This window comes from Planctomicrobium limosum (genome assembly GCF_051465645.1).
GTDB lineage: Bacteria > Planctomycetota > Planctomycetia > Planctomycetales > Planctomycetaceae > Planctomicrobium.
The window spans coordinates 3,830,266-3,856,738 of the sequence record NZ_CP195790.1 but is presented as its reverse complement, the minus strand read 5'-3'; the positions used below and the strand labels follow the sequence as shown (position 1 = coordinate 3,856,738).

Here is a 26,473-nt window from a genome sequence, read left to right as displayed (position 1 = left end):
ACACAACTGTCTGATGATGTGTTCGTCACAATCCTGTGATCACATTCGGACTGCTCTTCGATCGAACGTTCAGGGGGGGGGTATTTCGTGTGGGGAATTCACATCCTGATGGACATTGCATCAAGACGATGAATTATTGACTACGATCCCTGCAGAGGCGCCAAATTTCGTGATTTGCTGCGGTCAAAAACCGATTTGCAAACCATTGAAATCTGGCTCTTGACTCCTTCAAGTGGCTTCTAAATCGCAATAGAGAGCGATCCGACAAACAACTGCTGCCGTGAAGCCAACTCCATGTCAAGTCACATTAGACCAAAGTTGCCCCACGAAGGATAGAGCGATTTTTTGGATTTCTGAGGATCTGACGTCAACGGAAGTCATGGAAACGATCATTCGTCGTGGGAGGATCGTCACACTTAGTGGCCCTCAATCGATGTTCGTTTCCGCTGGCTTATTAGGCAATATTCCAAGCGAAACAATGACCTATGTGCGCGGAGAATGCACTCAGTCATTGAGTCTGTAAAAGTGGCGTTCAGAATGTTTGACACTCAAACGGGCTCTCTCAACTGCTCACTTTGATGAGTCAACGAGTAGAGCCGTGTGCGGGCTGTCATCGAGATCGGCGATTACTGTTGCGTCCTTGTTAGGGACAGCATTTTCTGTCTCGAATTCGTCATGCGAAGCCCGTTCGCCTAGCGTGAATTCCAGATTACTCCGAATCGATCTGAGTCTACCGAGTCCAGTTGGCAGTAACACGATCAGACAGGCAGCTGCTGCTCTGGGGTGCGGGATCGCATGAAGTCTTCAACCGGGACAAGAATCCGGCTTCCGGTGTTGCGATCCAACAGGCCAAGCAGATTTGCTGAAGGCTCATCTGCTCGAATCATTGATTGACGTCCTGTTAATCGCTGAAGATAAACTTCTGGCGATACGAACTTGCAATCAGAAGCGGCTTCGAAACGTCGCCGCATATCAGTGATACTGGACATCCTGAGTCGTCCGTTTTGACGTGACCGTTCATCGACTCCAATTGAGACTAAATGAACTGGACAGTCAGCAGAGCCTATGGTCCTTATAGACTCCACATTGAACGCCAATGTGCTGCATTTCCGATCCAGAAATGGCCCCGGATACGCTCCGGGAAACACAAATGACGTAACTTTGGTGTATCGCAGTTGAGACCGGTCGGCAAAATGACTTCACCGTGTTCCGGGTGGGTTCGAGATCTGCTTGTTTCTGCTCGATCTTCTTCGAATCCCTGAAAATCATAAATCTGAAATCGGGGTTTTCCAAGGTTCAAATTCTGCGATTTTCATCTTCCGTCGACATATAAGTTTTCTCTGACGGCACTTGCGGCGTTTGTTTGTTGTGCGGTCTCAATTTAAGATCGTGTTGGGCGAGAACTTGCGATGTCGTGTAAACTTGGTTTCAAGCTGTAAGTTCTCCTTTGTCAATTTTTCACATAAATCACATGTCAAATTCATCTTCAGTCCGCTACCTGATTTTCGACGTAGAAGCCGTTGGAGATGGGGATCTGATTTCGCGGGTGAAGTATGGTAAGGAAGATCTTTCTGGTCCTGACGCGCTGCGACGATTTCGAGACGAGCTGATTGAGCAGACTGGTCGGGACGTTCTTCCACCCACTTTTGCGTTGCCCATCTCGGTGGCTGTCGCGAAGGTCTCTGCGGACTTTGAATTGATTGATCTGGCGGTCCTGGATGAACCCAAATTTCGCCCGCATGTCATCGCGCAAGGATTCTGGGCGGGGTGGCGTCATTACGGACGTCCGACGCTCGTGACATTCAATGGGCGAGGCTATGACCTTCCGGTGCTGGAGCTGGCCGCCTTCCGTTACGGCATCTCATTGCCAGACTGGTTTAATACCAACGCTCCTGCATATGAGCAGTCACGAAATCGGTACAACAAGTCGTCGCATCTGGATTTGATGGACCTGTTCAGCAACTTTGGAGCGACTCGATTTGCTGGAGGCCTGAATCTGCTGGCCAACCTGATCGGCAAGCCGGGAAAGACCAGTATCGACGGATCACAGGTTCAAGATCTGTATGACGCCGGTGAAGCAGCTTATGTCAACGACTACTGCCGGTGTGATGTCCTGGATACCTACTTTGTTTTTCTGAGGTCACGTGTTCTGCTGGGACTGATCAGTCTGGATCGTGAGCAGGAACTGGTGGAAAAGGCTCGACTCTGGCTGGAAGAACGCCGGGACCGTGTTTCCGCTTTTGATCATTATCTGCGTGAATGGGGAGACTGGAACCCGCCCTCTGAGAACGAGAAGGCTGCCCCGGCCCGATCGCCGCAGGAGTGATTGGCAATGGGGAATCAGTGCTGGATATAACAGATTGATGCGGTCTGTTCGTGATTCATCTTGTCGCAGTTCAGCTTCAACAGGTTGAGAAAGCAGTCGCTTGATGGCATCGGGAGCACGTCGCTCCTGGAACACATTTGTCTGTTTTGAATGCTCCTTTGCTATGGCTACATCATTTCGTCGTCGCAGTAAGATTCACCTGCCAATCACGATCAGTGTGAGTCTGATGGCGCTCAACGTGACGTTGATGATCTGCTGGATCGTTATCTTGTCTCAGGGAGCATGGTGGACCACTCTGGCGATTGGCGTTGTGGCCTTCACGATGATTCTGGCAGGCTTGTCTGTGTGGTTGGTGCTGACTCTGAAAGAGATCGCACTGAATAATCGGCAAGCGAATTTTGTTGACAGCGTGACTCACGAACTGAAGTCCCCGATCGCCACACTTCAGCTTTATCTGGAGACATTGTCACTCAGAACATTGAGCGAAGAGAAACGTCGTGAGTTTCATGGGGTCATGGCGAATGAACTACAACGGCTCGACCGGTTGATCAATCAACTTCTGGAAGTTGGTCGACTCGATGCGATCGGTGAGAACGAATGCCCGGAAGATCTCGAACTCAAAGCGATCATCGAGCAGTTTATCGATCAGGTTTGCATGCAATGGAACGTCACGCGGGAAGAGACGTTTGAACTCGATCTCTCCCCTGTCGTGATTCGTAGCCAGAAAATCGTACTGGATCTGATCCTGGCAAACCTGATCGAGAACGCAGTCAAATACGGGGGCGAGCCTCCGCAGGTGAAGATTCAACTCCGCAAATACGGAAAGAATCGTGTTCAACTGAGAATCACAAACAATGGTGAAGGTGTTCCTCACGAGGATCGTCGAAAGATTTTTCAGATCTTCTACCGCGGCGGCAGTGAGCTGGAACGACGTCGCAAAGGAACCGGTTTAGGGCTCTACATTGTCAATACGCTTGTGCGAAAAATGCACGGGCGCGTCTCTGTTCACGACCGCGCGGACTCTCAGTCTGGTTGCACGTTTGAACTGGACCTGCCAGGTCGGGTCGATCTGCAGTTCTCTCCGGAATTGACGCAAACCGGATCGTCATCGTCTTCATCTGATCGCACGACATGAAGTGAAGCGAATTAGGGATGCATGAGGTTTCAACGTTGAGCCGTTGGTCGCTGTTTTTACGTGTGCCCCGGCAGTTGCGGTCTGAGTGTTGCCTTACGTTCCGGGCCTGTCAGTCGAGAGATCTGTGAGCGTGATTGCTCTTGTTCAATCGAACTCAGTTCCCAGCGTTTGACGATGATCATCGATTCATAGATCGCCTTCATCAGCGAGAACATCGCTCCTTCTTTCCCGTCGCGAAACCCGCCCTTCAGAATGAAGTTGTACATGAAGCGCAGAACCGGGCGCATTGGGACTCGTCTGCTGATGCTTCGAAACGCCCGACGTCTTTGGCTTTTGTCGATGGAGAAGATTTGAGTAAGCGGTGTTTTCGTGGATTGCTTGAGTTCGAGAATCGCTTCCCGTTCTGCGTAACGAATATGGCGTGTGAACCAGTCACTGATTCCGTGGCTGAACGGGTAATGAATGAATGGCTCGTGAATTGAACCAACTTTCCCATCGACAGGAGGAATCGGAACCTCCCCATGTCCTGAATCTTGGAAGGCGGCTCGTCCTCGCCGAACAATTCTCATGATCCAGCAGGGGAACTCATCGGAGTACTTGAGCCAGCGATTCCCGAGAATGGTTTTCCGGCAGTTTTGAAACGCTGCGATTGATTCATCGACATTGGAGAGTTGCCGAATGACGTCGTCTCGAAATGCGTCCGACGACTCTTCGTCCGCATCGAGCATGAGGACCCAATCGTTTTTGAGATTGGCATGTTCGAGAGCCCAGTTTCGTTGCCTGGCGAAGCTTTCAAAGCGATGGTCGACGACGCGGGCGCCAGCGAGTTCAGACAGTTCACGTGTTCGATCAGTTGATCCATCGTCAACGACGACAATGTCATTACACCAGCTCACTGAGCGAATGCATCTCTCGACATTCGTCTCTTCGTTCTTAGCCAGAATGACGACGGAGAGCGGGAACCGTTGTTCCTGATGACCCATTTCTTTTCCATTACGTTAATACGTTGAGCGTGTTGAATTCAGTGTGTTGATTTCACGCAGGGTTCAGGCCGGTTTGATCCGTCGATGAGGCTGCGTTCCTTGATGAATTTCGCCGGGTTTCCACAGACAATTGTTCTGGCCTCGACGTCTCGGGACACAACTGATCGGGCACCGACGATTGCAGCCTCGTGAATAGTCACGTTCGGTCCGATGAATGCTTCCGCACAGATCCAGACATCGTCCTCGATTCGAATCGGTGTCCGAATCAAGGTCATCTGGCGGCTGCGATAGTCATGAGTTCCGCCGCAAAGATGGGCGCGTTGTGAGACCGTGACATGATCGCCAATTTCCAGTGGACCCAAGTTGTAGATGATGGCGCCGTCACCAAGTGCAGAGTGATCGCCGATCTTCAATAACCATGGGGCGAAGATCCTGACCTTGTTGTCGATATGAACATGTTGCCCGATGTCGGCTCCGAAACGCTTCAGCAGCCAGTTACGGACGTTCCAGAGTGGACGAGGCGACCAGCGAAAGAGTGTTGACTGGCAGAATCCCCACGCAACTCGCAGTAATCGTTCCCGGAATGAGTAAGGGCTGTGATGTTTTGAGGTTTCCATTTATGGAGCCATCTCCACACTTGCCGGAGTGGGCCCGCCGTTCAATGCCCAGTCGTATGTTTCCCGAAGCTGATGAGCGACTGTCGCCCAGGTAAACCGGTCTTCAACCAGCTTGCGTCCGCGGTCACCCATCGCCTTGAGTGAGGAGTCAGGCAGGGTGAGGAAGTGCTCCAGGCCTTCGATGTTTGAATCGTCAAGCAGCTTGATCTCGAACGCTGCTTGAGCATCGACTCCTTCAGGGAGATTGCATGCTGCTGTCATGGCTACAGGCAAACGTTGGGCCCATGCTTCTAGAATCGCCATCGGAAGCCCTTCACTCTTCGAAGGGAGAATGAACGCTGTTGCTGATCGTAATGCAATCAGTTTTGCGTCACCGAAAACAGCTCCCACCAGAAACACATCGTTTCTTAAACCGAGTTCGTCGATGAGACGTTGCAACTCCTGTGCATGGCCTGATTGATCCCAACCCGCAATTGCGAGTGCCCAATCGTCGACGAGGTGTGCAGACCGCTGCCGCAATCGTGCCCACGCGAGAATTAACTCTCGTAGTCCCTTCTTGGGGTGCAATCGACCAAGAAAGAGCATGACCTTCTTGTCGGCAGGGATTGATCCTGACCACACAGGTTCCCCGTCGAGCAGCCGATCATCGAGTTCGACCCCATTCGGGATGACGCAGATATCGTTGGTCAGTCCGAACTCTCGCATCGATTGACGTTCGGAATCGCACAAGGCATGCAGGCATGTTGCACGCTGGAGATGCCGCTTCTCAAACCGCCAGGCAACGAGACGTTTTTTCCACCGGGAGTTTGCAAGAGCCCAAGGGTCCAGCATTCCGTGTGGGGAAATGAGATAGGGCCATTTGAATCGTTTTGAAAGTTGCGAATTGAGCAGTGACGGGTACATCCACACTCCCTGAACGTGGACGATGTCCGGCGAGGAGTTGTGGATGATCTTTGAAAGCCCGCTGGCGAAGCCGAAGGAGTGTGGTGGGAGCCTTTTTGCTGCTTGTGGGACAAGTGGTGCCCACTGTATCAGGTCGTCATCTGTGAACTGGTCGCGCAGCCCGATCACTCGGACATCGACACCACAGGTGTGGAGTGCCTGCCCGGTGTAACGCATGCTTTCAAACAGTCCTCCTCCAAGTCGCGAGACGGACCCTGTTAAGTACGCAACATTCATTGAACAGTTTCGCAAATGAGAGGTGTCTGTCGATACACGGAATCCCGGTCTGGAACTCTGAAGTAAGTTCGACAGTTCAACTCATGTTTCCTGCTGGGAAGAAATAGGAGTCGTGAAGTTTGCGTCGAATGCAGTGAAATCCTGCACCATTCTGGCAAGACATAAGTCATGATTAGGCCGAAGCAGGTTACGACACTTTCGTTATGAAATCGCTTTCAGAATGAGCCGCTGCGAGATTTTGACTTTCGGAAGACGGACGGCTCGTGCGATGTTTGCCGCTTTCCAGGAGTTCTGAGCAAACAGGTCCGGAGACCAACCGGAAATGATCTCCTGACTGGCTTCGCCCATCTGGGTGCGCAACTTTGAGTCGGAAGAAATCTTGTGCATGAAGTTGGCGAACTGCTGCGGAGCGGTCGGGGAAAAGACGAACCCGTTGAGTCCATTTCCGACAAGATCTTTCGCTGCTCCACATGCTTCCGAAACAATGACCGGGAGGCCAGCGGACATGGCTTCGTTGATGACGAGCCCCCACTGTTCGGTTGTGCTTGCATGGACGAATGCGTCGGCGAATGCATAGAAGCCGGGGAGTTCTTCGTATTGTTTGAAGCCGGGGAAATGCACGCAGTGAGTGATCTGAAGTTGAACGCATTGTGCTTGCAGTTCCGCCTTCATCGGACCATCGCCTAAGAGGACAAGGTCACATGCTTGAGGACCTGCCAACTTGCGGTAGATGGAAAAGGCCTGAAGTAAGGTTGAAAGATTCTTCTTAGGAATGAAGCGATTTGAAGCGAGAAAATACCGCTCAGGAAGCCCTAACTCCGTCCGAAGTTTCTTGTTTGCTCTGGCATGACCCGCTTTCGTCGCAAAATGTTGATTATCGACGACATCATAGCCCATGAAGATGCGTTCCTTGGGCATTCCGAGCATGGACAGGTATTCAAGATGAGGTTGTCCGCCCACCAGCCCAGCGGAGAAGAGTCCGACGAGTTGACTCTTGATGAACTCTTTGGGCGCAGAACGGACTTCGTCACGATGCTGACTTTCTGACATCAGCACTGCAGGCACTTTTCGCGACGTTGCCCATGAAATGGCAGCAAGTGCGTCAGGCATCGCCCAGCCAGTGATCGCCACGACGTCAGGGTTAAGTTTGTCGAGCATCTCAAACATTCGCGTTTTGATCGACGCTTTGCTGCTTTGATCGGACTCATTGCTCTCGAAGAGCGTCTCTCGCTGAAAAGGACCGGCGTGCTTGATCTCATCCCAGGCATACAGGGATTCAACTCGAACGGTTTCAACGACACTGATTCTGCCGGCGGTGGCTGCAGCATTGAGTCGGGCGGCGTGATATGGACCAATTCGTGGGATGGTGTAGCAGAGGTGCATGGCTTGTTCGTTTTGGGTAAGTGATCGTGTGCTGGGGTGTTTTGGGATCCGGCGATTACCGCTTTACCATTTCGTATAACGTGACACCGGAGTATGCGAAAATCACAGGCCAGAGGACGAAGAGGCAAATGTCTCGTCCAAGGTTCGGAAGGAGGGCAAGGCAGAAAATGATGAGGAAGATGCGGAGTGAACGATTCCCTTTCAGGGGGAGTCTGCAGAGCCACTGACAGTAGCAGGCAAAGAACAAAGCCGGTGCCAATGGACCGAGCCAGGGGCCGAAGTTGGAGACTCCCTGACCGATGAATCCATATGAGATTGTTGTGGAAATGTCTTCGCGATAGGTGCCGGATCGCAGCATGGCAAGTTCGCGTCCAACGAACGGTTTGTTCTGCCAGATTGCTCTCGGGACCACATTCAGAATGTTTCCGAGGTAGTTCATTCCCCATTCAATCTCAAGCTGCCCGGTCCGTTGATACTGACTGATATGCAGTAACTCTTCTGTCATGTTGAGCCCGAAGTGACGACCTTCGTAGACGCGAGAAATCGACTGGTCATCTTCTATCAATTTGTCAAAGCCCACATTGCGAAACTGAATTGCAATCAGCATGACGGTGTTGAGAACGATTCCGCAGATTCCAACAAAAAGTAATTGTTGAAACCGCGACCATTTTTTGATGAGCAACGTCCCCATGATGGTAGGGACAACAATCGCAAGTGCTTTATTTCGAGCACCAGCCATGAAGAACATCGGCCAGGTGACAGCAATCATGCAGAGCATGAGAATCTTTGTGGCTTTACGACGAGTCGAGATCAGGATCAAGCCGAAGCTCGCGCAGATTGCGAGGTAACTGTAGTCGGCAGACGACATCAGAAACCCTGTCGCTCCGCCAAATCGCCCACGACCGAACATCACGACACTTCCGGCGCGTGAGTTGATTGGGAACAAAACTTCCAGTACTCGAAAGTTGGTGAGCGTGATCCCGATTGTGAAAAGCAATGCCCAGGTGATGACCATGATGGGGACGATTGGCCCATGGTCAATTTGACGGACATCAATTTCGCGAAGGATGCTGGTTGGTGTTTTGGGAGCGATTTTCTCAACAAGGACGCGAAACCCGACCAGAAAGACGCAGACTTGTGCGAAGGAGAAATCCAGTTCATCAATGGTGAACCTGGCGTAAAGATGAGGAGTGTAGATCGGATCGATAATGTACCAGAGAGCTGTGGTTAAGTAGATGAGTCCTGCGAAGACCCATTTCAACTGCTCTGCTCGATATGCGGCTTCAATTAGTAACGCGGCCAGCAATCCCAGCAGGCCAATGTAGACGACAGATTCGAAGACACTTTGATGATTCATGTTCGATCGAAGGCGGGACGGTCTGCCATAGAGTCAGAATGCAGTGTGGTGTTCAATGTTGATGAAGGAGTTTCAAACCTGAATTTGGAGTGAGTGTGAATTGGATTTGAATTGCTGTCGAAGTGACTTCTCAACGTTCAGTAATTCATACCCGAGATCGGTTAGCGTGCAGGATTCATGTTGCTGTTGATTGCAGGCGAATAAGTGAAGCAACTGTGGATCAAGACAAAGTTGAGAGACCGATTCGGCGATCGATTTTCCTGTGACGTCATTCAGGATGAGTCCATTGACTCCATGTTTGACGACCTTCCCGCAGAACCGAGAGGCAATGATTGGCAGTCCCCAGGAAGCGGCTTCGAGTTGTGTGAGGGCGTAGCCATCCGAGTGCGTAGGCAGAATGAATACGTCCGCATTCTGGTAGTAAGTGGATGTGCTTCCGCGTGGGACAGATCCAGTGACATGCACACTCGACAAGATTGGTTTCTCTTGTTGTTGTATTGATACGCTGGATTGTGTTCGTGTCACCGTGCGAAGTCGGTCGAGAAGTTCTGAGTTTCCTCCACCCACAATCGTCCACTCAATCGGGAGATGCGTTGTTTGGGCGATGGCGTCGAGGAGTTCAATCGCTCCTTTTCTCACGATCACCTGCCCGAGAAACAGGACTCGGAGGGGGCGATCTTTGGTGAACTGTTGAGGAACCGATCGAGAAGCGTTTGTTGTCGGACATGTGCGTTCATGAACCAGCGGGACGACATGTAACTTTCTTTCAGGGAGACCGCTTGCCTGCAGCAGTTCTTTCGACCATTCAGAATTGACAATTAAACCGTCGGCGAGGCGACACTCTTCCCGCCAGCTCTCCCAGTATTCTTCTGGAGGAGCCACATCGGTTTGAAGCCCGGATCGCTCGCACAGATCTTGGACCAGTTTCATCTCTTCCGGGCCCGGGTCGATCTGTCCGAGCAGCGTTGGGCAACCGTGTCGTCGGGCAACTTTAAAGACCTCTGTAGCGGTATAACTATAGCTGAAAACGACCGGGCGCATTTGGGTTTGCGAGAGCATGCGATCCAGCTTGCGAGCGGCGACCGCTGAGAACCATTTGTTCCGCTGGATGATCTTCCGCCACTCTGTCAGGCGAGTCAGCTTTGAGACGAGTTCGAATCGAATGATTCCGCTGTTGAATGCTGTGACACCTTGTTCAGCGATGTCCGAGTGAAATCGTTCCCGCAGCTTTGGAGGAGCAAATCTGATGCTTTTGGGGGAATGCCAGTAATCCGTGATGAGATGGCTCGCTACGTGCTGTCTGGCGAGCGCGCGTGGAATGGAATAGTGTTCCCTCGCACCGAGCTGGCACACGATCCAGGATGGATTCGATAGGTCTGACAAGGCGAAGCCTTCAGGATTGCGGTTGCCGTCGGAGTCGGGTGAGTTCACGAATCGTCTGAGTCCGTACTGGCTGGCGACTGGTGCGATGTGTCCAGAGTGTCCTGGGGATGTTCAGGACACCTTGGAGCATTCCGGAAAGTCGCCTTTGCATCAGGCAATACTTCAGTCGGTTCAGTGTTTGAGCCAACCCGTAGGGCCACGATGTCACTGGATATCGCAGGTACGCGAGAAGTGCTGTGTTGGTGATTTGAGCCGCGTTGATCTTCTTCTGGGCATGTCGCGTACGGCGATCACAATTGTGATAAACCAGCAGATTCTTGACCAAACCGATCTTGAATCCAGAGTCGACGAGCTTGATGGCCACGTCCTGCTCTTCCATGCCGTACGCATTCTCCAATGGGAGATATCCTCCCGTCCGAAGGAAGATGGATCGGCGAAAGAAGCAACCACATCCAACGAATCCCGATGTTTCCTGCACGCGGATATTGATTGAAGTGTTATCTGTAGCTGCAGCGTGGAATGGACTCGCGTCGGCTTCGAGAATCGTGCAGGCGAACATCGCGAATTCTGGACACTGGTCAAATATGTGGGCGGCTCGCAGAAAGAACTCTGGATCGAGCGGCCAGGAATCGTCATCAAAACTGACAATGAACTCGTTCTGAGCGTGTTTCACTAAATGGTTTCGACCTCCGCCGGGCCCTCGACGCTCTGGGCTGTCAATGATGACGACCTCCGGGAAATCTCTTTGAAGCATCGGGCGTGTGACATCGTCCCCGGCATCAATGTGAACGAGGAACTCAGCAGGTTGCGGGCGACACTGCTGCAATCGCTTCAGAGTCTCGGCCAGTTGATCTGGTCTGCGATACGTCGGAATGATGACCGAGATCGGAACGGAATCGATGTTCGTCATAGAGACTTTCCAACACACTGAGACGAAGACGAATTCTGTTGTGGTGCGGAGTTTTGAAGTTGTCGCTGAGCGTTTGGTGCTCGTTGCCAAATCAAATGACGCTACTGAGCTGAAAGGGCGTTCAAGTGCGGAAGATTCATGGCAGATTGACACTCGGTTGGGGGATGGCGAGTGATTGTTCCAGTTTGGAAATCCGTTGCCGCCCCAGCTTTTCTCGAGCGGCGTACGTGAGCAGATACTTCGACCAGTAATGCGATGTCTGCTGGTGCTGTTTTGCGAGGAGAGAACGGCCGGTGAGTTTGTATGTCGTTGAAAGCACAGAGTGAACCACTGAACGAATGGGAGCAAGTGCCAGCTTCTTCGCTTTGACTCGATTTCCCTGCTTTTTCAGAGTGCTTGCGTTCTCTGTTGAGAGACCAATTGATTGAGCAACATGGTCAAACACCGTTTGGGACGGACGCGTGCTGGATGTGAGCCAAGGGGCCGATGCTGTGTAGTGCAGAATACATTCCAGCGAGTTATCAGTCTGTTCGTCGAACTGCCATGACGCCAAATTCCAGGAAGAGTCAATCTTCAGGATTTGTCCATGCAACAGAAAGTTGATCGCAGATTGATCATGAAAGATGTGCTCACCTTTGTGAGTATTGAGGAAGTTCATCGCTTGGTTCAGAAAGTCCATCTGACGCAGGCGATCCAGATCCATCAACAGGACTCCAGAATTGAAGTACTCGCCATCAGGTGGTAGTTCGAATTTGAGAGGAATCGATTTTGAATCATCAGACAAAGTCAGCGTTTCTGAATCGGGAGCCGCCGCGATGCAGCAATCAGAAGGAAGTGAGATGTCATAAAGTCTGGTGATGTCTTTGAAGACGAGGACATCCGTATCGAGGTAGATACAACGGGATTCCTGAATCAGTTCGGTTGCCATGAGCCTGGCATAGGCCATACGCGATTTCCCGTGCGCCAGATGAGCGTGCCGAAACACCGCATCGTCGACGGAATGCCAGTGAAATTCGGCAGCCTCTCTGGTGCTGATTAACCTTTCTGCAAGTTCCCTGCTGTCTCTGCTCAGTCCACCATCAAGGAGGTGAAACGACAGAAATCTGTTTGGACTTGCATGGCAAAGTATGGTCCACAACGCGCATTGCAGCCCTGGTGCGTACCGTTCGTTTGCGGCAAGGACAATCACAACCGGATTCTGTTTTCGACTGTTCATGGAGAATCGTCGCAACTGTGAAATGTCGATGGGATGCATCGCGTTACTGGTCAGATGACATCAGACCAGGCGATCAAACTGGGCATGCAAATGCCACGATGTGTTGGCGTCAAACGCTATGTTTTTGCACCAAACATTCTGGATAATTTGCGAATTGCGCGGCGCTGAAATAGCTGGGCTTCATCCTGAATCACTCGTCGCCATGCTTGCATCCGCCCGACGTTTCCTTCGCCATAGATGTTCTGGTAGTGTCGCAGGCGGAAATAGGTAAATGGATCGGCAAAATGCTTCGGGTGCTGCAAAAACGGTTTCTTACCGGCGAAGTGAAGAATGACTGGATTCGCAATCTCTGGAAGTGAACTCTTGGTGCCAGGAAAGCGTGCTTTCATTGCATCAGGTTTCCGATTTCCGATCGTCACCTGCAAATGCAGTTCTTCAGCGGTCAAAAGTCCGCGGTCCCACTTACTGAGAATGAGATAATTCAGAATTCCCTGATCGCGCGTCCAACTGAATAGCGTTGGTTCCTGCTTTCGCCATTCTTCAACGGCCAACCATTCGTCGACAGAAACGATGTCACGTTTCGTTGCGTACGCACCTGAACAAAAATAAGGGCGATTCTTCCAGCGAAAGTCCGGATCGAATTTTGGAATCAGAAGCGGATCAAGGTAGAACTCTCGGAGTTCTGCGTCTGAATGTTCACACCATGCGTCAGGGCGCAGCAGAGCAAAGTCCGCTTTGCTGTTGATGATGCCTGGGAGCACGTTTCCCCAGAAGATTGCATCACTATCGAGGTAAAGAAACCGCTCGAACGGGCCTTCCCAGATCGCCGTCAATTTGGATCGCTGGCTTTTTGAGCAGAGCTTTCGCACCCGTTCGTCTGTTGATTCCTGCGGGCGAACGACTGAAATGTCATAGAGCCGAACAAGTTCATCGACTGAGAAATCACCGTCCGCCACAAGGCAGATTGGTGTCTCCGGGCTGAAGTATCGAATGCTCGCGCACGTCGCTTTGGCGAGCAAATAATCACGTTCATGGCAGGCGGTTACGACTCCGAATTCATGCGTGATCTTCATGTCATTACCTGTGTCTGTTTCCGTCGGCTAAAATAGCGGAATTCGTATTTGAAGGATCGAACGTCTCGGTTCGAGCGTGACGTGCATTGATGCGGTTCAATGGAACGGGAGCGCTGCAAGCGTCGATGATCACGATAGAATGCGTCTTCAGTTCTCTGTCGGATCGATTCGAGAATTCGAGAACGGAAGGATGGGAGCAATTTCACCGGGCCGGGACTTCGCCCAGTGAGGTGCTGTTCCGAGCCCGCCCATGATCTCGAAATGGATGCTGGCTTCTGTTTTCTCCGGTGCATAGATCCAGCGGATCTGGTGAATCTCTGAGATGAGTTCCATCGTGTAGACACCTTCGTTGAGAAGGTACTCAGGGATTGTGCACGTCAATCTGTTCGATCCGCGATGCAGTTGGATCGAACTGTTGGCATCGGAATGAAAGCTGCGGAACAGCGTCTGACCTGTCTGGTTATAGATCGCGATTCCAATTGCAAGCTTCGTATCAAGGGCGAGGATGTCCCCTTCAATGATGACCTGTAGTGGTCTGTTGATGGGGTGAGGCTGCATCAACGGCGTTCTGCCATCGCTGGAGACCCACATCTTTCGCACCGAGAAGATGTCTTTCGCTTTCCCGTTCGGAGGAGCGTTCCATTCGTATTGCTGAGAGCGGACATTCGACAGGTAGTGACTAATGCCGTCGCGGGCAGATCCGCGATAAACGATCTGTCCCTGCGCGAGGATTGCGACCTGAGAACAGAGGTGATCGATGGTTGCCAGTTGGTGCGAGACAACGAGGACAGTTCGCCCGGACGTTGCCATGTTTTCCATCTTCCCGATGCACTTCTTCTGGAACTCAATATCACCGACTGCCAGAACTTCATCGACGATCAGGATTTCGCATTCCAGATGGGCTGCAACTGCGAATCCCAGACGCACCAGCATCCCGGAACTGAACCGTTTGACGGGGGTGTCGATGTAAGCCGCACAGCCAGAGAACTCGACAATCTCTTCGATGCGAGTGTGAATCTCGCGGCGAGTCATCCCGAGAATCGCCCCATTCAGGTAAATGTTTTCACGCCCGGTCAGTTCAGGGTGGAATCCCGTTCCAACTTCGAGAAGGCTGGCGATACGCCCGCGCGCCCGAATGGTTCCGGTGGTCGGAGTTGTGACTCTCGATAGTAACTTGAGCAGTGTGGACTTCCCTGCTCCATTGCGACCGATCAAACCGAGAATCTCGCCTTCTTTCACTTCCAGATTCAGGTCTTTCAGTGCCCAGACATAGGTCTGCCCTGACTGCTCACGGTTGTTGATTCTCCCAACTTTTTGAAAGGGGTCCTCTTTGCCACGCAGCTTCGCCCAGGCACGCGTCAGGTCATCATGCAGTGCGCCTGCTCCGACCTGGCCCAGGCGGTACATTTTGGAGACGTTTTCGATTTCGATCGCGTTCATTTGCTCAGATTCACCAGTGAAGGGGCGCGCCGTGATAGAACCAGTTCGTTGCAGCTCGACGTGGTTACACGGTGTCCATGAAAGTGGCTTCGATGCGATTAAAGATCAGGACACCGATGGTCAGGATGAAGGCAGCAAATCCGGCGGCATATGAAATGCCTGTCAGGCTGAACTCTCCAATGCCGAGAAACCCGTGTCGAAATGCCTCAATAAGTGGAGTCAACGGGTTGAGGCGAATCAGCCAGACATACTTCTCAGGGATCGTTGAAACCGGATAGATGACCGGCGTCACATACATATAGAGTTGGACACCGAACTGAAGCAGGAACCGTAAGTCCCGGTACTTTGTTGTCAGTGCGCTGAAGATGAGTCCGATGCCCAGACTGATCGAGGCCATCAGGAAGACGATGACCGGCAGGAACAGAGCCGTTGAATTCAAGTGAACGTCGCCAGCATAAACGTAGTAGGCGAGAACGGTGAGGAACATTCCGAGCTGGATGCTGAACCGCAACAGATTCGAAATCACAATCGCCAGCGGACTGATCATTCTGGGAAAGTAAACCTTCCCAAAGAGTGTCGAGTTATCGACGAAGATTGTGGCTGTTTTATTGAGACACTCTGAGAAGTATCCCCAACAGGTGACTCCTGCCAGATAAAACAGAATCTGTGGCGAACCGTTAGTTGAGATTCCGGCGATGCTGCCAAAGACGAGCGTAAACATCAGTGTCGTCATGATTGGCTGAAGCAGGAACCACAACGGCCCGAGAATTGTCTGCTTATAGAATGCGATGAAATCGCGTCGAACGAAAAGATAGATGAGATCCCGATATCGCCACATCTCAGCGATGGGCACTTGGAAAATTCCGCGATGAGGGGTGATCTCAATCGTCCAGGGCGCTGATTGTAAGTTGTCCCCGGAATGCTTCTGTTCTCGCGTGGATCGTGTTGTGAGTGGTGTGTCGACGTCAATTAACATTGCAGTGGCTTACTCTTATTGCGTATGCAGGTTCATCTGGCTCATCAGTGAGTTCTGACTCCAGCGCTCCAGCAGGACTTCTTCAGCTCACCGATCAGTAATGCTGTGTCCCGAATGAAAACGCTTTGATGAGTCGCGATTACTTTCCTTGCGTGAGTACCGGATACTGGCGTTTTGTTTTGGCAGTAGGAGCAGCTGCGGCGGCTCTGGATGTTTCTGGGATGGAGACGCGTCCCGCCTTTCGCAAGATCTCTGCAAATCTGGCAACTTGCTGGTGACGATCAAATTGTTCCAGGCAGAGCGCTCGACCTCTTACACCCTGTTGTCTTGTGAAATCCGGATTGGTCGCCATTCCACGGATGGCTTCAACCATTCGTCTATTCAGCGTCTCAGACGGATTCGGGTCACAAACGAGGCCGACATCTTCTGAGATGATGAGTTGCGAGAGATCGCTGTCGCGTGGAGAAATGCTGAGAACGGCTGTCCCGGATGCGAGCACACCATATAGTTTGCTTGGCATCAGACAGCCCTTTACTTCAGGGAGCATCGACACGATTTGAATGTCGGCAGCGCTGAGGCTTTGCTTCAAGAACTCCTCTGGTTGATAACCGAGGAAGCGAACATTGTTTAATCCCAGTTCAGCGACTCGTTTGCGAAGTCGTTCCTTTTGAACTCCTTCACCGATGAACAGAAACACGATTTCGGGATGTGATTTCAGTTCGACTGCGGCATCAAGAATCGGATCGAGCAGATGCGCCATGCCGAGATTCCCGGAGTACATGACGACAAACTTCCCATCGAGTTGATGTTGTTTGCGAAACTCATTGTTCTCTTTGATTGGATAGATCTGCCTGCAGTCGGCCCAGTTCGGAATGATGTCGATGTGTTCTTCCTGAACACCATTCTGAATACAGCGTGTTTTCATGTCGTTACACAGAACAACAACGCGGTCTGCCTTGTTGTAGGAACTCACCAGCAGATTCCTCAGAGTCTTCGTTAGTCTTCCTTCTTTGGCTTTGCCCAGCGCGATGGCAATGTCCGGATAAATATCCTGAAGGTAAGCCACGAACGGAATGCGATATCTCCACTGAATGAAGCGGCCCAACAGCGGCAGAAAGAAGGGGTCCGTTTCCGTGATGACAATGTCCGGCCGCGGACTTCTCCAAAGTGTTGCCAGAAATGCAGACGCAGTGAACGTCATCAAATTCAGGATACGCCCGATCGAAGATGACTTCGGGAATCGCGTATGCAGCACCCTTTGGATTGTCACCCCTTTGCAGCGGATGATGCCGACAGTCGATGCGCGGAATCGATCATTGGTGTGGTTTGGTCGACCGGAAATGACTTCGATTTCAAACTCACTTGCGAGGTCTTCACAAAGTGCAGTCAGAAGCTGGCCGGTTGCTTCAGTGTCAGGCCAGTACGATCGATTGATGAAGAGGACCCGGATTTTTTTTGAACGATTCATTAACGGATTTCCGTTGTCTCAACATAACGTGAGAGTGGTCGCGATACGCTTAGATCAATGGAACGTTGAGGGTGGCGATTCGATGAGGTCGACGTCGGACGGACTTCCGTCTTTCGTGGAATCGACGGGGGACGAGTCAATGCGACAGGTGCCCCTTGGGATTCCCTTACGGACGGATTGATTACAGCTGACACCAGCCAGTGAGTGGCCCGGTCTTCACTCGAACTTGATGATCTAGCCCGGTGAACAGTTCGAAAGTGATTCACTGGCTGGTGTCAAATGTTTGCTGATCTGTTCGCGACGACCGATGTTTCGGTTTACGGTGTGTCATTCGATCGAGAGTCGTTTGGGCGGGACATTTCGTATATCGGATGACTTTCAATCAGGGATGGTGAATTCAGCTGTGAATCGGGATTGTGAAACCGATTGCGGTAATGCGACGCGAAGGTGCATGGTTCCACTCAGGCAAGGCGATTTGTTGAGTTCCCTGTGCCGGAATTGGCTCAACAGAAGGTCTCAATGTGTGTAGCCAGCTTCCAGAGTCAATGGTTCTGGGATCGGCGATGAATTGTTGTGCGGGAGACGCTCTTCAAGGAGCGTAGAGAACTTCTTCTCAAACGGCTTTAGTCCTTCAACAAGCTCTGACATCCAGGAGACCATGCCGTCTTGTTTGATTCCTCCGACAAACGTAATGCGACCGACGCAAAGTTCGTTGCGAAACAACGGGATCTCGGTTCGCCAGAGTCGCAGCATGGGAGGTTGAGCCTTACGCTGCCAGACGGCGTGGTACTCTTCTCCGATCGAAGGAGAACTGACGTTCAACTGGATTGAACTGAGGTCGAACTCATTGGCATAGTCAATCAGTTCCTGCCAGAGGATTTCCCATTCGCGACTCCCATGGAAGCGTGAACAGAAATGGGCGGGTCTGGATTGTGTCAGGGTAGGAATTCGAATCATCGACAGTGTGAATCGATAGAGCTTTTTGGCGAAGAGTGAACATTCTGACCGACCAAAGAAGCCGCTGAGCACCAGTATTGCCAGCACGCATGTTGCTGTTCCGATTGCCGCAAGTTCATTCTTCACGGCGACGCTGACTAAAGCCCCGATCGAGCAAAGAAGGCAGAGTCCCCCGATGGTCATGTCGACTCCCGCCACAGAAAGTCCACGCTTCTGCAACACGTGGTGAATATGTGAGCGGTCAGTTGCATAGATGCTGCGGCCTGTCAACTTCCGACGAAAGACGGCCATGGCGATATCGAACGCGAGGACAGCCCAGATCGCGAATGGGGCCGCCAGAGCGACAGTTGCAGGGCCTTTTAAGGATGTACGGATGGCGAGCGCACCAAGGAGCAACCCGATTAACATACTGCCAGCGTCACCTAGATAAATCTTTGCAGGAGGAAGGTTGAACTTCAGGAATCCGAGTACCGCACCGGCCAGGGTCCATGCATAAATGGCGTCTCCGAAGTCCCCTTTCATACATGCAAGAATCGCAAATGTTGAACTGAGAATGACCGAGACCGTCCCTGCCAATCCATCTACCCCATCGATGAGATTGAGCGCATTAATGGCCCCCAGGAGCCAGAGCATCGTGAAGGGAATGGCGAGAATTCCCAGGTCAAAGTGCCAGCCAAAGACTTCGACTTCTTCAATGATCAGTCCGCAGCAGACCACGGACAATACGGCTGCTATCTGAGCAATCAGCTTTTGGCGACCTCGTAATTCGAAGCGATCGTCGACCAGTCCTACGAAGCAGATCAGTGCTCCTGCTCCACACAGTCCAGCGGTAAAGACTGGTTGCTGGAGGAGATCGTAAGCCCCTGGCAGTCCGAAAAGGATGAGCAACCCGATCGTCAGTAAATAAGCGAAGAGAACAGCCACCCCGCCGCCAAGCGGAGTGACATTCTTCTGGAGTTTGCGGAACCCGTCTGGTTTGTCGACGAGATTGATCCTGAATGCAAATCGCCGCATGCATTCTGTCAGAACGAGAGCAAAAATGAATGCAATGACAGCAGGGTAAACTGTCGCCAGTTGCGAGGTTAACGCCATTACAGCAACTCCAGATGGACTGCAATTCCGAGTCCAATCTGACATGAGAATGATCTCATGCCGGACGGAACTGGTGCTTTTGAATATTGAAATACCGATCACGGTCAGATTCGGACGATCGAGTCTCTACGAGTCGATCATTCACCGAGTAACCCGAGTGATTCAGCTGTTGAAACCGTGCATCAATTCAGGAATCACTCTCAACACAGGTCATCTCTCTTCTCGAACAGCGTCGTGAATGTTGACGGCCATCCCATCTTTAAGTCGTTGAGAGAGTATCTTGATTCGCGCTTGAGTTTTTTTGCTTTCAGGAACCAGCCGGGAGACGAAAGCAAGTTGCTCTCGGGCTGTAACGTTGTCCCCTTGCGACATGCATATTTCTGCTAGATCTAATCGCCAGTTGATGCAGAAAGGATTTGAGATTATCGCCGATTTCAGATGTTGAATGGCAACTTCGGTGTTTCCACTCAGCATGGAGATCTGAGAGGCGATCCACTCTTTGTCCCCGGTCGATTCGGTCGACTGACTGAGACTTGATGAATGCAGCATTTCTGTCAGACGTTCTCTGGCGACATTTAACGCCGAGAGACTTTGCGTTTGTTTGGCGAAGTCGATGAGGTGTTCGAATGTGAACAGCAGTCGGGCACAAATCTGATCATCTTCAAACCATGTTTGTGCAATCTGAATAACATCGTCGTAGGTGACTGGCGAGATTGAGAGAGAGCGACGGAGGCAGCTGATTCCCAGTTTGTCCAGTTCGTACTGAAGGGCAATTCGACCGACTGTGAGCAGGCGACTCGCATTTCCACTCGCGAGGAGTGCTTCCCTTCGCAGGTACGACGACATTGAGGTTTGATTGGCTGATCGGTTCGAATCGTTCGAATAACTCATCGGGAGAGTCAATGCGGCATTTAATCCAAGGTCCGGAGTCCAGGGGGCCAAATCGAATGCCGCGACAAGACTGAGATGTGCTTCTTGAAAAGCTTCAATCAGTCTTGGGTCTGCAACATTCTCTTCAGCCGAGTAGAGCCGAGATTGAAGTTGTAAACGATTCGAGATTTGCTCCAGCGATGATCGATCCCACGCCTGTATTCGAGATTTCATAAGGCCCGACTGGGTGAGCCTTTCAAATTCTTGCTGCCGAATCCGGTAAACGTGGAGTTGTGAATTGGCGATGTGCAATTGATCGTGCGCTGGAGCATCAGCGATCAAATGGCTGGCATCTGTCAGCAACTTTTCCAGTTCGTTGCTGGTGAAGATGTCTGGCTTGTTCAGGCGAACCGGAATTTGATCGCAGAGTGAAAAGATCGGTTCGACTCGCTTCATCTCTACGGCTGCCCATGTTGTTGCGGCAGATAATGCAACAAGAAGAATGCATGAGATGAAAGACTGATGTTGTTGCTTTTCCTTTGCGATGGCATCCTGGCCCAGATCGCTGCCCATGCCGCTGCAGGTTCCGACAAGAATGCCACAAGGAATCGCGAGTGCCAGAAGTGTGATTCCAAAATCTGTGGCCTGCTGCAGCGTTAGGGAGATCAACAAGAAGATGCCTGCCACCAGAACTGGTTGTGTCCCAGCTTCATGTTGATCGCGATTCAATTTTACGAGCAGATTTGCGAATGCCGCAATAAACAGGATGGCCAGGAGAAGCCCCGGGATTCCTGCTTCGACAGCGAGTTCAAAGTAGATGTTGTCTGCATTCCAGAACCAGACTGTGGATTCATGCTGCTGGTAAGGAAGATTTGCATAGCGGTACGTTCCGAGCCCGCTTCCAAGATAGGGGTTGTCCAAGATAGCGGCGGTGGTGCTTTGCCAATGTTCCCAACGTCCAGTGATCGCGTCTCGCAGGTCTGTCAACGTCGCAATTCTGGATGCGACGGGATTCAAAAAGTGCAGCGAGCTCGCCAGAACCGAGACCAGAATTCCGAAGAGAATGCCTCCACCAAAAGCACGAACACCGAAATGCTGAAAGAGCCATGGGGACACCGCAGCAAATCCAATGATCGCCGCTGCGATCCCTCCGCGGGAAAAAGAGGCAAGAGTTCCAGCAAAGATGAATGCGGATAAGCACAGGAAGATCACGACGCCAGATCGGGATGGTCTGTAGGAATTTGTCGTCGTGCTCGCGATCAAACCGCCAATACTTGCGGCCTGACAGATATTCAGAAATCCTGCTGCATTGTTGCGATTGACGAAGCTGGCGAACGGTTCTCCACCGTTTCGTAGTGGAATCATGCCACCAAGGAGAGTCTCACCTGCGATCTTCTGGCCGATTCCAAAGATCGCCAGTGTTGCTCCTGTCAGCGCCAGCGTACTGAATAGCAGTTTCAGTTCTAGTGGGGATCGAAAAAGCTGGGAACCGAGGAACAATGCCGTCAGTACGATAACGAGTCTGGCCAGCTGAAATTGAGTGAGCGATGGAGAAACGCTGGCGACGCGATTGTGGTTTGGAAGGAAAGCCGAGACATCATCAGAGGATGCCGCTGCGAGAGGGGCGTTCGATTCTCCAGTTCGGGTTAACTCCTGAGCCCATTCCGATGAGACTGTCACAGGAGGAACAGGTAGCAGAATTTGCAGGCTGCCGAGCAATCCGAGCAGGGCCAAACTCAAGAACGGGAGCGAGAACGAGACGTGATTGTCATCTGAGACATTAACTCGAGATCCGTACAACGACTGAATGCAATACGCGAGCATCCAGAGCGCGAATGACACGGTGACTCCCAGCGTGAGCCAGAGCTGAAATCGGGCTGGGACTGAACCGACGAGCCAAGGGCTGACCGCGACTGTGCTGAGCAGAATGAATCGAGATCCGTTCCGAATTATTCGCGGGAGTCGTTCCATTGTCAGGCCCAGGCAGTGAACTGGTCGGTGGAGCGTTTTCTGAAGTTGTCGTTTCCTGTTGAATGTCGCTGAAGCTGTTAAGAGGATTCCGCCAGTTTCGGCTTCACATCTCAGAATGAATAACTAAGGTGTCGCCGGGCTTGCTGGGGGGGGAGAGTCATCGTTCGACGTTGCAACGACTGCTGCTGTTATTCCTGCTGCTAATCCGGCCAACCCGAATGCACCACCTGCTCCGCCGCCTGCGCCGGCCGCACCACCGCCAGCACCTCCTCCGCCACTGGCAGCACTCACTTCCGGTGCTACAAATGCGGGCGGAACTCCTCCGAACGGTGCGATCGAATGGAAGAAGACACTAAAGGAACTCAGGTCAGCGAGCATGATGTTGTGCTGGAATGCGAGGCTTGCTGGTTGAAATACAACTTGAATTGTTCCGTCCGGAAGGAGGCCATGATTCGTCGCTTCAGCAGCGCTGATGATCTCGGCTCCGATTACGGCAAATCCTTGAGATCCATAAGCAACGAAGCTGATCGGCCCCAGTTGAATTGATGGAGACGAGCAGCGGAAGACCCCTTGGTCGTCTGATGTCGCCTTTGCAACCACGCTTTGGTTGCGAATAAAGGCAATGTTCAGATCTGGAATTGCTCTGACGCCAGCACGCTCAACTCTGCAGAGCCGCCCTTGAATGATGCCATCGGACTGCAGAACAAACTGTGGAATCTGATTGCTGGACGCGCCATTCAGCTCAACATCGGAGATCAAATTGCCGATCGGTGTTGTCTTCGACATCGCTGGTGACGAAAGTAATTCTCGAATGACCGGGGCATCGGTAACAGGAACGAGTGCAATCTCCGGGATGTTCAGCGTCCCTCCGGAATCGGCCATTTTCGGCTGAGCGAGCAGCAGTCCAACGGAACAGAATCCGCTGGGGCCAACGGCGATGAAGGAGTGAGGTCCCTCACGGAGTCGCGAGAAGGTCGTTGTCCCGGAGCTGTTCGAACGGCCTGCTGCGGCAACACTCGATTCTCGCATCAGGACAGCGGGCATTGCCGGGGCAGGCTGATAGCTCGACCGGTCTTTAGAGCTTGCAAAGAGTTGAAGACTCAGTGATCCGTCCGACGTGAGTTGCGTTTGCCAGGGAGAGGCTGGTGAGTGCAGCTCAGGGATCGGTTGCAGCTTACTTACGGGAGCAACTGGAGCCGGTTCGCTCGCGGTGACGATCGGGCCAACTCCAACATTCAAGATGGCTGCCCAGGTGAAGACACATCTGGACAGGGCTCGATAGGGTCGGTGTTTATTCTTGCCCATCGCCGTGCTCCATAGAGTGCTAAGACTGCTGATATCGCGTGGCCGCTTTTGGTCACTGCGGTTGTTGACGTTCATAACGTACGCTGTCTTTATGGGGGCGACAATGTGCGAAACTTACGAATGAGATGTTGCTTGGAAAAGATACGCAACAAGAGCTGATCCTGTGGAATCTGCGATCAATGTGTGGTGGAAAACTCCCGTAGTTGAGTGTTGTTCCGCAAGCTCATTGGCGAGGTGTTCAGCGCGTTCCCATTCCGGTTGCACGTTCGCTCTAGATTGATTCTTCATCGAATCCCGCAGTCGACAACTTGAGGGGAGATCGCACTTTGATGCGATCGGTTTCGCTCTTGGGTTCGGGTGCAGTGTAATCACGTGTGCATGCGTGGGTGTCGTGGTGCTTGCGTGTCCCAAGTGTTGGCGCTGGACGTTCTCTCTTGTTGAGTAAGTGTTTCTCCGGCTACGTGCGTGTATCCCCCGTAGTGTTATCGCTTCTTCATTCGGTCGTAGAGACACGAAGGTGTTTTGACGATAGATCTGTTTGTAGTGAGTTTCGCGGCGATGGCGACCGGTTGGCCGACAATTGCACTGAATCCTCAATACGAATTGTCAGTGACAGAGCGACTCATTGATTGTCTCTGGCCAAGGATGGTCCACTGACAGAACGCTTCGCGACAAGGATGTGAAATGACGAGCAATCCGCCTGAGGTCTTTCATGCATCGCAGCGTGTGACAGCTTTGTTGTCAGGAATGCTTGTGTGCGCTTTGTGGTTCTCTGGTTGTCAGATCCAACAGGGAATTCAGCATCAGATTCAATACTGTGAACCACTCGATGAAGCGTGCCAGTCGATTCATATCAAGATGGCGGCACATCGTGAATGGAAGCATTACGTCCATCTCTGTCCGCCAGATGATCCGCATCGTTGCTACTTCAAGGATGGATTCATTGACGGGTTCATGAATGTTGCCAGCGGTGGTCAAGGATGCCTGCCTGCGATTCCTCCCAGAAAGTACTGGAAATCGTGCTACGAGACTGAGGACGGGCAGCTCAAAATTCAAGCGTATTTTCAAGGTTACCCAGAAGGGGTACAGGCAGCATTTGAAACTGGAAACTCTCGCTCTACTCGACTGCCGACTTCAATACATGCGAATTCCAGCGCGAATTGTCCAAGCTGTCCGCCAACGCACCATCCGCAAGAGTCCTTCTTGTTCGACAATTTGAATCCAACAAGTGCTCCAGGTCACGCTGATCAAAATGGGCCATCGACACTCGAACCAGTGGGCCCGATCAATCCGATTCCAGAAATTCCTGCGGCTTTACTGCCTCAGTCTGACATGAATACGAAAGCCAGACTTCTCTTCATCCCTGACCCTTCGGAGTGATTCGAGGTCAACTTGAAATTTGAACGACGGCTCATCGAAATTCACCAATGAGGCTTAAGTAATGAGCGACTCACTGCCTGCAACACAACGCTTTCATTTCGGTCACTGCCCAGGTACCGAACTTATTTCGAAGTGGACATTCCACAGTTTCAGCGGCGTGCTTCTGACGTTGGCTCTGTTTGTGATGAGTGGATGTACGTCGGTCATTTCACCAATCAGCGGAGTACCGGCACGTCGGGTCCCAGAAACATTTCTCGCTCAGCCACGGACGAACTGGCAGGAGATCAATCTTGCTCGACTTCGTCAGGATCCGCCCAGGAACTATCTGCTTGATGCAGGAGACATGTTGGGGGTGTTCATTGATGGAGTTCTGGGAAGCGCGGAAGAACCGCCACCGGTCAACAATCCAGAAAAAGGAAGCGAACTCCCACCGTCGATCGGATACCCGATGCCTGTTCGAAAAGATGGGACAATCAGTTTGCCGTTGATTCACCCGATTAATGTGCGTGGGATGACTGTCTCGCAGGCAGAAGAGGCTGTGCGACGAGCCTACATTGAGGACTTCCAGATTCTGAAGGCAGATCAGGCTCGGATTTCTGTCACGTTGATGCGGGAACGACGTTACCACGTCATCGTGATTCGTGAAGACGCCGAACGGCAACGGTCCGGGTTTGACCAACAGGGGGCCGGACGCAGTGTGATTGCTGGATCTGCTCAAGTCGGAAAAGGTGAACTGGTCGAGCTGAAGGCCTATCAGAATGACGTATTACATGCGTTGGCGGCGACGGGAGGTTTACCTGGCCTGAATGCAAAAGATGAAGTGCTCGTTCAGCGCGGACGTTTGGTCGATGCAGAGAAACGCGACGCATTCGTACGTGAGTTCTATCAGGCGTATCAAGACCCTTGCATGTGCCCTCCTCCACTGCCGGATGATCCTTCAACGGTGCGGATTCCTTTGAGAATGCCACCAGGGCAGACTCCGCAATTCAAACCGGAAGATGTCATTCTTGAAGATGGCGACATTGTCTACATCGAATCCCGCGAGACAGAGTTCTTCTATACCGGGGGACTTTTGCCGGGGGGACAATTTCCACTTCCCCGGGATTACGACCTTGATGTTCTCGGGGCGATGTCGATCGCAGGACAGGGAGTCGGCGGGATCGCGCGAGGGGCCGGAGGTGGAAACTTCGCGTTGGCCACAATCGGAGGGGCACCTCCAACTCAGTTGTACATCATTCGTCAAACACCATGTAACGGGCAGATTGTGATTGCCGTCGACGCCAATAAAGCGATTACCGATCCGAGTGAGCGGATCCTGGTTCAATCCGGCGACACCATCATTCTGCGTCATAAGTGTAAGGAAGAACTGGTGAACTTCGGACTCTTTACGTTCTTCACGTATGGAATCCGAGAGCTCTTCAGTAATTGATGTATTGAAAGTAGTGCATCGCC

20 protein-coding genes are annotated in these 26,473 nt (G+C 51.9%); 4 read left to right on the top strand and 16 right to left on the bottom strand.

The genetic code is table 11. The features are described from left to right. Positions 1 to 758 precede the first annotated feature (758 nt). A complete protein-coding gene (locus SH527x_RS14730) occupies positions 759 to 989 on the bottom strand; it encodes a hypothetical protein (RefSeq protein ID WP_437191437.1) in 231 nt (76 codons plus the stop codon). A gap of 482 nt (positions 990 to 1,471) precedes the next feature. Here SH527x_RS14730 and SH527x_RS14725 point away from each other — a divergent pair, with 482 nt between their 5' ends. Together SH527x_RS14725 and SH527x_RS14720 are read left to right on the top strand one after the other, a co-directional pair. Next, entirely contained in the window at positions 1,472 to 2,326 is an 855-nt protein-coding gene (locus SH527x_RS14725; protein WP_437191436.1) for a 3'-5' exonuclease, read from the top strand. 163 nt (positions 2,327 to 2,489) lie between these two features. Further along, positions 2,490 to 3,461 (top strand): sensor histidine kinase, encoded by a 972-nt coding sequence (locus SH527x_RS14720; protein WP_437191435.1) that lies wholly within the window; start codon positions 2,490 to 2,492, stop codon positions 3,459 to 3,461. Between the two features lie 56 nt (positions 3,462 to 3,517). Here the strand turns inward: SH527x_RS14720 and SH527x_RS14715 are convergent, their stop codons facing one another. From SH527x_RS14715 to SH527x_RS14645, 15 genes are all read right to left on the bottom strand, one after another. Continuing rightward, positions 3,518 to 4,444 carry a glycosyltransferase family 2 protein gene (locus SH527x_RS14715; protein WP_437191434.1) on the bottom strand — a complete coding sequence of 309 codons (927 nt, stop codon included), beginning with the start codon at positions 4,442 to 4,444 and terminating at the stop codon, positions 3,518 to 3,520. Positions 4,445 to 4,482: 38 nt separating this feature from the next. Then, the gene (locus SH527x_RS14710) at positions 4,483 to 5,061 is read right to left on the bottom strand and encodes a hypothetical protein (protein ID WP_437191433.1); all 579 of its coding nucleotides are present in this window, start codon (positions 5,059 to 5,061) and stop codon (positions 4,483 to 4,485) included. Further along, positions 5,062 to 6,240: a glycosyltransferase gene (locus SH527x_RS14705; protein WP_437191432.1), complete on the bottom strand. Its 1,179-nt coding sequence runs from the start codon at positions 6,238 to 6,240 to the stop codon at positions 5,062 to 5,064. It lies immediately after the preceding gene. 201 nt (positions 6,241 to 6,441) lie between these two features. Continuing rightward, complete coding sequence (locus tag SH527x_RS14700) at positions 6,442 to 7,623, bottom strand: glycosyltransferase (RefSeq protein WP_437191431.1); 1,182 nt, start codon at positions 7,621 to 7,623, stop codon at positions 6,442 to 6,444. A 55-nt stretch (positions 7,624 to 7,678) separates the two neighbouring features. After that, positions 7,679 to 8,980 carry a hypothetical protein gene (locus SH527x_RS14695; RefSeq protein ID WP_437191430.1) on the bottom strand — a complete coding sequence of 434 codons (1,302 nt, stop codon included), beginning with the start codon at positions 8,978 to 8,980 and terminating at the stop codon, positions 7,679 to 7,681. A 72-nt stretch (positions 8,981 to 9,052) separates the two neighbouring features. After that, positions 9,053 to 10,363 carry a glycosyltransferase family 4 protein gene (locus SH527x_RS14690; RefSeq protein ID WP_437191429.1) on the bottom strand — a complete coding sequence of 437 codons (1,311 nt, stop codon included), beginning with the start codon at positions 10,361 to 10,363 and terminating at the stop codon, positions 9,053 to 9,055. Positions 10,364 to 10,373: 10 nt separating this feature from the next. After that, positions 10,374 to 11,273 (bottom strand): glycosyltransferase family 2 protein, encoded by a 900-nt coding sequence (locus tag SH527x_RS14685; protein WP_437191428.1) that lies wholly within the window; start codon positions 11,271 to 11,273, stop codon positions 10,374 to 10,376. A gap of 136 nt (positions 11,274 to 11,409) precedes the next feature. After that, positions 11,410 to 12,489, bottom strand: a complete 1,080-nt coding sequence (locus tag SH527x_RS14680; RefSeq protein WP_437191427.1) for a glycosyltransferase family 8 protein — start codon at positions 12,487 to 12,489, stop codon at positions 11,410 to 11,412. A gap of 116 nt (positions 12,490 to 12,605) precedes the next feature. Then, positions 12,606 to 13,562: a hypothetical protein gene (locus SH527x_RS14675; RefSeq protein WP_437191426.1), complete on the bottom strand. Its 957-nt coding sequence runs from the start codon at positions 13,560 to 13,562 to the stop codon at positions 12,606 to 12,608. Between the two features lie 147 nt (positions 13,563 to 13,709). After that, on the bottom strand, positions 13,710 to 15,002 hold the full coding sequence (locus tag SH527x_RS14670; RefSeq protein ID WP_437191425.1) for an ABC transporter ATP-binding protein: 1,293 nt from the start codon (positions 15,000 to 15,002) through the stop codon (positions 13,710 to 13,712). 64 nt (positions 15,003 to 15,066) lie between these two features. Then, the gene (locus SH527x_RS14665; protein WP_437191424.1) at positions 15,067 to 15,855 is read right to left on the bottom strand and encodes an ABC transporter permease; all 789 of its coding nucleotides are present in this window, start codon (positions 15,853 to 15,855) and stop codon (positions 15,067 to 15,069) included. Between the two features lie 262 nt (positions 15,856 to 16,117). Further along, complete coding sequence (locus SH527x_RS14660) at positions 16,118 to 17,446, bottom strand: glycosyltransferase family 4 protein (protein ID WP_437191423.1); 1,329 nt, start codon at positions 17,444 to 17,446, stop codon at positions 16,118 to 16,120. Between the two features lie 516 nt (positions 17,447 to 17,962). Then, positions 17,963 to 19,495 carry an MraY family glycosyltransferase gene (locus SH527x_RS14655; protein ID WP_437191422.1) on the bottom strand — a complete coding sequence of 511 codons (1,533 nt, stop codon included), beginning with the start codon at positions 19,493 to 19,495 and terminating at the stop codon, positions 17,963 to 17,965. A 210-nt stretch (positions 19,496 to 19,705) separates the two neighbouring features. Then, positions 19,706 to 22,336, bottom strand: coding sequence for an O-antigen ligase family protein (locus SH527x_RS14650; RefSeq protein WP_437191421.1), 2,631 nt, complete (start codon positions 22,334 to 22,336; stop codon positions 19,706 to 19,708). 123 nt (positions 22,337 to 22,459) lie between these two features. Next, on the bottom strand, positions 22,460 to 23,641 hold the full coding sequence (locus SH527x_RS14645; protein WP_437191420.1) for a hypothetical protein: 1,182 nt from the start codon (positions 23,639 to 23,641) through the stop codon (positions 22,460 to 22,462). Positions 23,642 to 24,325: 684 nt separating this feature from the next. Between SH527x_RS14645 and SH527x_RS14640 the strand changes: the two genes are divergently transcribed. Next, positions 24,326 to 25,021: a hypothetical protein gene (locus tag SH527x_RS14640; RefSeq protein WP_437191419.1), complete on the top strand. Its 696-nt coding sequence runs from the start codon at positions 24,326 to 24,328 to the stop codon at positions 25,019 to 25,021. 61 nt (positions 25,022 to 25,082) lie between these two features. Further along, a complete protein-coding gene (locus SH527x_RS14635) occupies positions 25,083 to 26,450 on the top strand; it encodes a polysaccharide biosynthesis/export family protein (RefSeq protein WP_437191418.1) in 1,368 nt (455 codons plus the stop codon). The last annotated feature ends 23 nt before the right edge of the window (positions 26,451 to 26,473 follow it).